The following is a 2125-nucleotide window of genomic DNA, read 5'->3' on the forward strand; positions in this document are numbered from 1 at the left end:
GCAAGAAGCATCTGAATTAATAATATCTTTTTGTTCTTTTGATAAATTAAATAACATCTTATTCTCCTTTATAATATTAAAAACCCCCTAAATCCCCAAAGGGGACTTTATAGGAGGAAGGTAAGAGTTAATTCTTAATATGCATCGGCTGGCCGCCTAGTTCGCTCTGCTCGTCTTTGAATACTTTTATACTTAAAATAAAGGGATTATAAAACAATCATAGGGTAAATTATTATAACCCTAATTGTATTTAAATCAAAGCAAGAGGGGTAAAATAATGCGTTTAAGAGGCATTATAAAATTAAAAGTGATATTTAAATTGACATTCCGCGGAAGACAATTTTTATATTTTAAAAGCCTCTATTAGTTTAGGGGCTATTTTTACTTATCTTTATTATCTAAAAAGATAACTCTTTGAACAATAACTTTATTTGATGTTTTATTTCTCCTTTCTATTTAAATTGTAACAAGGCAATAGGAGCTGCTATTGGCCCTACAGATGCCAATATAGGAGCTAAGACTACACAACTAATAACACCTACAACAATAGTTAAACTTACAACTGCGATATCTTTAACTAATTGATTATTGTCATTTGATTCAATTTGAAATTGATATTCATTATCATTTTTTTCAGTTTGAGGTTTTAATTGATTTAAAGTTTTTAAACTTTTTAAAGAATTAATTAATCCAATTATATTATTAACTTTATTAGTATCATGGATATATTGAGTTTTATATTGAGATTGGGTTTCAACTTTATTTTTATCTTGAATTGATTTAAATAATTTAGGTAATCTTAAACCTAAAAGGAATAAGAGAATTAAAAGAATGATGACAATAAATATAACCCAAAAATTTAAAAATATTTTTCTTTTCTTATTCATCATTAATAATTTATAGTTTCTTTAACAGTTCCATCTGGGTTGTAATATGTTATTTGGGTTGGTTTTCCTTCGGGGTTGATTTCCTTAATCAAGTTAATTGTTTTGGCATCATCTTGGTAATAGGTTGCTTTGATTATTGTGCCTTCGGGGTTGGTTTCCCAAATTTGATTTATAGTTTTACCATCATCATGATAAATAATTCTTTTAATTTCTTTTTTATTTTTAGAATCTAATATTTTAATATGCTTTATAGTTTTACCACCTGGATGATAAACTATTTCTTGTTCAGTTGTTAAACTTTCAACTTCAGATTCTATTTTTTTTAGAATATTATTAAATGTTTCTTGTTCTTGTTGTGCAGAAGCTTTTAATTCTTGCAAACTGGAACCTGCATCTTTTAATTCTTTCGCAGTATATCCCACTTCTTTAATTTGTTGAAAAGTAAATCCTATATCTTTTAATTGTCTAGCAGTAAGATTTAATTTCTTAAAATCCGAAATATTTTGATAAAGTTTAGTTTTAAAAAATTTAACTTTACCATTTTTATCTATTTCTTTAAACTTTTCTTCATTATCATGAAATTCTTCAATAGAATTATCAATATTTTTACGTTTCATTAATTTTTTATTAACAGAATTATATTCCATCCAAACACCATCTGATAAAGTTTTTTTGATTAATTTACCGTGTAAACCGTACTCTTCAACATTATTATATTTATCAGTTTTTTTCAACAAAAGACCATTATTTTTATCATATTCCCAAATTGTATCATCTTTATCGATTTTTTTAACTAATTGGTGAGCAAATAAATTATAATATTCTTTTTCTCCATTATCTCTTATAAACTCATAAGGAGTATCTTTCATATATTCGTTTTCTTTTTTAAGTTTTTTATTTTCATTATATATAAAGTCATTTAACTCTCTTGCTTTTGCTTTAATATCTACTTCTTGTAATTTACGTATTTCTTCGGTTTCTAAATGATATTTATAAGCAAGCCCACCTATCCAAAACAAAAAAAACAGTAATGTTCAAGTAGTAATTAAAAAAGGAATTATTTTATAATGTTTATTGCCTATTCTAAAACTTGACATTTTTAAACCTCTTTTCTATTATCAAAAATAATTAAAGAATTTTTTTAGCATTTTCAAATACCCATAAATATAGGAAATTAATAAAAAATGATAAAACGAAACTCAATATTATTATAACCTTTTTAAAAAAAATAAAAAGAA

General features: G+C 24.6%; 2 protein-coding genes. Both read right to left on the reverse strand.

Going from position 1 to position 2125, the window contains the following annotated elements; all coding sequences use genetic code 11:
• Nucleotides 1-452: 452 nt before the first annotated feature.
• Complete coding sequence (locus OYV_RS03545; RefSeq protein ID WP_011160809.1) at nucleotides 453-890, reverse strand: hypothetical protein; 438 nt, start codon at nucleotides 888-890, stop codon at nucleotides 453-455.
• On the reverse strand, nucleotides 890-1906 hold the full coding sequence (locus OYV_RS03550; protein ID WP_011160810.1) for a DUF2963 domain-containing protein: 1017 nt from the start codon (nucleotides 1904-1906) through the stop codon (nucleotides 890-892). The genes OYV_RS03545 and OYV_RS03550 overlap by 1 nt, the downstream gene beginning before the upstream one ends.
• Nucleotides 1907-2125 lie beyond the last annotated feature (219 nt).

The organism is 'Chrysanthemum coronarium' phytoplasma, assembly GCF_000744065.1.
Taxonomy (GTDB): Bacteria; Bacillota_I; Bacilli_A; order Acholeplasmatales; family Acholeplasmataceae; genus Phytoplasma; species Phytoplasma asteris.

Coding starts and splice junctions, on each gene's coding strand:
- OYV_RS03545 (WP_011160809.1), bottom strand. CDS start 890: ATGATGAATAAGAAAAGAAAAATATTTTTAAATTTTTGGGTTATATTT.